Source organism: Daejeonella sp. (assembly GCF_044342615.1).
Classification (GTDB): Bacteria; Bacteroidota; Bacteroidia; order Sphingobacteriales; family Sphingobacteriaceae; genus Daejeonella.
Genome location: NZ_JBIIPN010000141.1, coordinates 1 through 6678 on the forward strand (window position 1 = coordinate 1; position 6678 = coordinate 6678).

A 6678-nucleotide genomic window follows, 5' to 3' on the forward strand; every position below is an offset into this window, starting at 1 on the left:
AAAACAGTGGAGTGATCGCTGGAAGTGGGTGGAGGAGCCTTTATTTCGGTCCTACTGCTTTGTGCAAGTATCCGACAGCGATCGGGAGAAGGTTTTAGCGGTGCAAGGGGTAGTTCGCTACGTTTTTCACTGTGGCAAACCGGCCACCATTAGAGAGAAAGAAATGGAGCTTCTTAAAAATTGGCTCCAAGAATATGATCACGAAAGCATTGAAGCACATAGCTTCCAAGCCAATGATAGAATTATAATTAAATCGGGCGCATTACTCGATAAACAAGCTCAGGTAATAGAAAGCAAAGGGAATCACCTCACGCTACTTTTACAAGATCTTGGTTTACAAGTAAAAGTAGACCTGAGGAAGAATATTGTTGAGAAGATAAAAACTACTTAAGAATATTCTTTATAGCTTATTTGTGGATGTCCCGGAATCGAAAATGGGACTGAAGGGGCGAAGCCACGTCTGGGAGTTGTCAGTTAGCGGTTGTCAGTTGTCAGTTATCAGTTGTCAGGCTGGGCGGAGAATGGGAGATAGCTAATTTTGAGAAATTGATTTTCAATTAATATTAATGAGTGCAAACCAGGTTATTTTATATCAAGATAATTCGCTTTCTAGTTCTATTGAGGTTCTCATAGAAGATGAAACAGTTTGGTTAACGCAATTACAAATGGCTATTTTGTTTAATGCTACTAAGCAAAATATTAGTTTGCACATTAATAACATTTTTAAGGAGGGGGAGTTAGAGGAAAACTCAACTGTCAAGGAATACTTGACAGCTCAAAATGAAGGCGGACGAAACGTCAAGCGAAAAGTTAAATTATACAATCTTGATATTATTATTTCGGTTGGTTATCGCGTTAAATCAAAGACAGGTACACAATTTCGGATTTGGGCTAATTCTATATTAAAGGATTATTTACTCAAAGGCTATGCACTTAATCATCGTGTAGAAGTTATAGAGAAAAAAATCAATTCGTTGGAAATAAAAAACAATGAATTTGATTTAATCCTAAAACCAAACTTACTTCCAAATCAAGGTATATTTTATGATGGACAAATTTTTGATGCGTATGAAATTGTATCAAGAATTATAAAGTCAGCTCAAAAATCTATTGTATTAATAGATAATTATTGTGATGAAAGTGTTTTATTATTACTCTCAAAGCGTATAGCAAAAGCAAAGGCTACAATTTATACAAATAAGGTAGATTCTGTTTTGAAGCTTGACTTAGAGAAACACAATCAACAGTATAATCCCATTTCAATTCAGATTTTGAAAAAATCACATGATCGTTTCTTAATCATCGACAATAAAGAATTATATCACATTGGGGCTTCATTAAAAGACTTAGGAAAGAAATGGTTTGCTTTCTCCAAATTACAACTGCCAGTTGCTCCTTTTTTAGAACAATTAGTTAAACAATAATTGTCTTAACTATGATTTAGATGATTTTCATGAATATATTGGATGAAATGTGAGATATGAGATATGAGATGTGAGATGTGAGAAATTCCCGCTTTCTTTTCTCCGCCCAGTCTGACAACTGACAACTGATTTTTATGTCGTTAGACTGATAACAGCCAACTAATTCTGACAACCGATCAAATTGTCTGAACTATGATTTTTAAGATTAGGATGATTAATGAGATTTTTAACGGATAATAACCCGAATATTTTTAGCCTTAGATGTCGTTAGTCTGATAACTGATAACCGACAACTGACAACCGATAACTGACAACCGATAACTGATAACCGATAACTGACAACCGATAAACAATGAAAACCGCCCTAATCACCGGCATCACAGGCCAAGATGGCTCATATTTAGCAGAATTACTCTTAGAAAAGGGTTATTTTGTGCATGGGATAAAGCGTAGGAGTTCTTCTATTAATACAGATAGGATAGATCATCTTTATCAGGATCCGCATGAGATGAATGTGCGTTTTAAATTGCATTATGGTGATTTAACCGACTCAACTAACCTCATTCGCATCATTCAGGAGACGCAGCCAGATGAGATTTATAACCTGGCAGCGATGAGTCACGTACATGTGAGCTTTGATACACCAGAGTACACCGCTAATGCAGATGGTATTGGTACTTTACGGATTTTGGAGGCTATACGAATTCTCGGTTTAGAGAAGAAAACACGTATTTATCAGGCTTCCACTTCCGAATTATACGGTTTGGTGCAGGAAGTCCCGCAATCTGAGAAAACCCCTTTTTATCCACGGTCACCCTATGCAGTGGCTAAAATGTATGCCTATTGGATCACGGTAAACTATCGTGAAGCCTATAATATGTATGCGTGCAACGGTATCTTATTCAATCATGAGAGTCCGGTAAGAGGTGAAACTTTCGTGACTCGTAAAATCACTAGAGCGGCAGCAAATATTGTATTAGGGCAACAAAATTGCCTTTATTTGGGTAATTTATCCGCTCAGCGCGATTGGGGACATGCGAAAGATTATGTGGAGGCCATGTGGTTGATCTTACAACAGGAGCAAGCAGAAGACTTCGTAATTGCAACAGGTGTAACCACTACCGTAAGGGATTTCGTGAAAATGAGTTTCGCGGAGCTGGGTATTGAGGTTGAATTTAGTGGGAAGGATGAGCAGGAGAAGGGTGTAATTATTGATATTGACGAGGATAAATGTAAGTCTTTGGGAATTGATCCCACAGCGATGAAATTTGGCCAAACAGTAGTGAAGGTGGACCCTAAATATTTCAGACCAACAGAGGTTGATTTATTAATTGGTGATCCAACCAAAGCGAATACGAAATTGGGTTGGAAACCGAAATACGATTTAGCGGGATTGGTGAAGGAGATGGTGATGGGGGATTTGGTGGTGATGAGGAAATAGGAGAGTTGTCTGTTGTCAGTTATCAGTTGTCAGACTAGGCGGAGAGGGGAAATCGGAACATCAATTAATTTTTTTAAACGCCACGCACCTGTCATCCCGAACGTAGAGAGGGAACTTCGTTTTAGGACAAGACAGACATTGGTTTTTAAGCGCCTTGTCATTGCGAGGAGGTACGACGAAGCAATTGCTTCGCTTCGCTCGCAATGACAAAGGGGCTACGCTCGCAATGTTAGACATCGGTTTTTAAGCGCCATGTCATTGCGAGGAGGTACGACGAAGCAATTGCTTCGCTTCGCTCGCAATGACATAAAAACACAAACATTCCCACAATTTCCATAACTTTACGAAATTGAAAAATTTAAACATGAACAAACTTTTTAAACTATTCAGTCTTTTACTGTTTTTAAGCTTTAGTATGCCGGTTTTAGCCCAGGTTAACCCTCAAAACCTCAGCAATATCCGTGTGGATGAGCTAAGTGATGATCAGGTGCGTGCTTTTATGCGCCAGGTGGAGGCTAGCGGACTAGGGGAAGCGCAGCTCGAGCAGATCGCGCAATCACGTGGCATGCGCCCCGAAGAAGTTAAAAAATTGCGTGAACGTGTTGATAAGCTGAAAAAAGGCGATAAAAAAGGCCAAGATCAAGCGGATCCTAATAAAGTAAATACCAAGAAAAATACTGATGGCCGTAGCTTTGAAGCTGAACAGGATAGCATCAGCATTGAAAAAGATCCCGAAACTGAGGCCGAAAAAGCATTGTTAGAACTTCGCTCTAAAATATTTGGTGCCGATCTTTTCAAAAATAAAAATCAAACCTTTGAACCTAATCTGAATATCGCTACGCCTAAAGGCTATGTGATTGGTGCTAACGACCAATTATTAATCGATTTGACTGGTAATTCTGAAGTGTCATATGATCTTAAGGTGAGTCCTGAAGGAACCATCAAGGTTGAATATGTAGGTATTATTCCCGTAGCTGGCCTAACTATTGAAGCAGCCACTACGCGCATTAAATCACGCATGGCGACGGTTTATGCAGGTTTATCCAGTGGAAATACACGCTTAAATGTGGCGATTGGCAATATCAGAAGTATTAAGGTGATATTGACGGGAGAAGTTAAAACTCCTGGTACTTATACGCTCCCTTCCTTGGCAACAGTATTTAATGCCTTATACTCATCTGGCGGTCCGACAGAAAATGGTTCCTTTCGTGCCATTGAATTGATCCGCTCGGGAAAGAAAATTGCCGTTTTAGATATCTATGAGTTCTTAATGAAGGGCGAAATTGCCACTAATTTAAAATTACAAGATCAAGACATCATCCGCATTCCGGTATATCAATCACGCATCGAAATCGTGGGTGAAGTGAAAAGACCGGGTATTTATGAATTGAAAGCAGGCGAAAGCTATGCCAATCTCCTAAATTATGCTGGTGGCTTTACTGAAAATGCCTATCAAGCAAGAGTAAAAGTCCTGAAAAATACCGATACCGAACGAAAGATTGCTGATATTGCTAAAGAGCAATTTGCTTCTTATCAGCCAGCTACGGGCGATAAATATTTTGTAGATCGTGTATTGGAGCGTTTTACCAACCGTGTACAAATTGAAGGTGCAGTCTTCAGACCTGGAGCCTATGAGCTAGAAAGCGGAATGAAGCTTTCTCAATTAATCCAAAAAGCCGATGGACTGAAAGAAGATGCCTTCCTATCTAGAGGCTATTTAACAAGGCTCAAGGCCGATAATCAGACGCAATTAATCTCATTTGATGTAGCGGCAATTATCTCAGGTAAAACACCAGATATTCAATTACAACGTGAAGACTTAATCTCAATTTCCTCCATTTTTGATCTCCAAGAAGAGTTTAAAGTGAGTATTGACGGGGAAGTTAGAGAACCTGGAGAATTTGATTATGCGCAAAACATGACTGTTGAAGAATTAATCATTCAAGCAGGTGGTTTCTCCGAAAGTGCGAGTCCGCAGCGTGTAGAAATTTCAAGAAGAGTACGCTCGAGCGATCAAAATTCCGAACTCTCCAAAACAGCCGAGGTTTTCTTGATTGATATCGATAAAAACCTGAATTTTTCTAAGCCTAAATTTGAATTGCAACCCTTTGATATCGTTTCGGTACGTAGCTCTATGGGTTATGAAATACAAAGACAAGTAAAAGTGGAGGGTGAAGTGCTTTATCCGGGCATGTACACCATTAGTAATAAAAATGAACGCGTTTCCGACTTGGTAGAACGTGCCGGTGGTTTAACAGCCTTAGCTTATGCGAAGGGTGCTTCCTTAAAGCGTGAAGGAATTACTAAAGTTAAAGGCTTGGATAAGGATGATGCTAAAGCGCAACAAGAATTAGCGGAAGAGGAGAAACAAAAGGTAAATAAATTAAAGCGTTTACAAGAAAATGCAGTGGATACCACTAATGTATCTTTGAAAGATGAAGAGGTTCTTAAAAATGTGTATGTGGGAATTAACCTAGAGAAAATTTTAGAGGCGCCTAAATCTTCTGCTGACCTTATTCTAGAGGAAGGTGATGTATTACGTATCCCGAAAGAATTACAAACCGTAAAGGTAAATGGTGCAGTACTTTATCCAGTAACAACCAGTTATACCGAAGGTAAAAAATTTAAATATTATGTTTCGCAGGGTGGTGGATTCTCAGAAAAATCGGTTCCTAAACGCTCCTATGTCATTTATGCAAATGGCTCAGTACGCAGTACAAGAAAAGTTTTCTTGTTTAATAATTACCCAAGCATAGATCCAGGATCAGAAGTATTTGTACCGAAAAAGGAAGCTAAACGACCAATTTCTGCTGGTGAAATTGTGGGTATATCTAGTGCCTTAGCTTCTATGGCAGTTATTATTTTAAATTTGGTGAAGTAAGATGAATAGCAATACCACACAAGATTATGCGAGTCAAAATTCAGTTGGCAATTCTGATTCGGATGAAATTTCATTAAGCGAGTTAATTTTAAAGATTCAAGAGTGGTGGGCTTATTTAATGAGGCAATGGAAGCTAATCATTTCGATGGCTTTCATTGGTAGTTTATTGGGTCTGGGCTATGCCTTTATAGAAAAACCTATTTATAAAGCGGAATTTAGCTTTGTATTGGAGGATGAAAAATCTGCCGGAGGCTTAGGTGGTGCTTTAGGTTTAGCAAGCCAATTTGGTTTAGACCTAGGCGGCGGTGGTGGCGGTGGAATATTTGCCGGTGATAATTTACTGGAATTGATGAAATCCAGATCCATGGTGCAAAAAGCCCTTTTGAGTCCGATTAGTGTAAATGGCAAAAGCCAAAGTTTAGCTGATTATTATATTTCATTTAGAGAAATGCGTGATGATTGGGAGGATAAGTCACAATTAACAAATTTAGGCTACTCTATACTTGCAGATCCATCTAGATTTAATAGAGCGCAAGACAGTATTTTAATGGAAATTCACAAAGAGATAATCAAAGATTTCTTAACCGTGGCCAAAATTGATAAAAAGTTAAGCATTTTAAAGGTTACCGTTAAAACTGAGAATGAAAGTTTTTCAAAAGCCTTTACCGAGGCTCTGGTTAGCGAGGTGTCTCAGTTTTATATAGAAACCAAGACCAAAAAATCTGCTAAGAATGTGGCTATTTTACAACATCAAACAGATTCGGTGCGTAATCAATTAAACCGTGCAATTTCGGGTGTAGCACAGTCCAATGATAATATTTTGAACTTGAATGCTTCACGCCAGGTCTTACGAACTTCTGGACAACAAAGGCAAATTGATGTACAAGCGAATACGGCTATCCTTACTGAATTGGTGAAGAATTTGGAGCTTT

At 38.7% G+C, this 6678-nt stretch carries 5 protein-coding genes; all 5 read left to right on the forward strand.

The annotated features are described in order from the left end of the window. Positions 1–391 (forward strand): transcription termination/antitermination NusG family protein (locus ACIQ0D_RS10810; protein ID WP_395805484.1); only part of this gene is annotated, 391 nt, incomplete at its 5' end. Between the two features lie 175 nt (positions 392–566). Further along, positions 567–1424, forward strand: a complete 858-nt coding sequence (locus ACIQ0D_RS10815; protein WP_395805486.1) for a virulence RhuM family protein — start codon at positions 567–569, stop codon at positions 1422–1424. 352 nt (positions 1425–1776) lie between these two features. Next, the gene (gene gmd, locus ACIQ0D_RS10820; protein WP_395805488.1) at positions 1777–2865 is read left to right on the forward strand and encodes a GDP-mannose 4,6-dehydratase; all 1089 of its coding nucleotides are present in this window, start codon (positions 1777–1779) and stop codon (positions 2863–2865) included. A gap of 364 nt (positions 2866–3229) precedes the next feature. Further along, positions 3230–5746 carry an SLBB domain-containing protein gene (locus ACIQ0D_RS10825; RefSeq protein ID WP_395805490.1) on the forward strand — a complete coding sequence of 839 codons (2517 nt, stop codon included), beginning with the start codon at positions 3230–3232 and terminating at the stop codon, positions 5744–5746. Between the two features lies 1 nt (position 5747). Beyond that, positions 5748–6678: Wzz/FepE/Etk N-terminal domain-containing protein (locus ACIQ0D_RS10830; protein ID WP_395805492.1), on the forward strand; the 931-nt coding region annotated here is incomplete at its 3' end.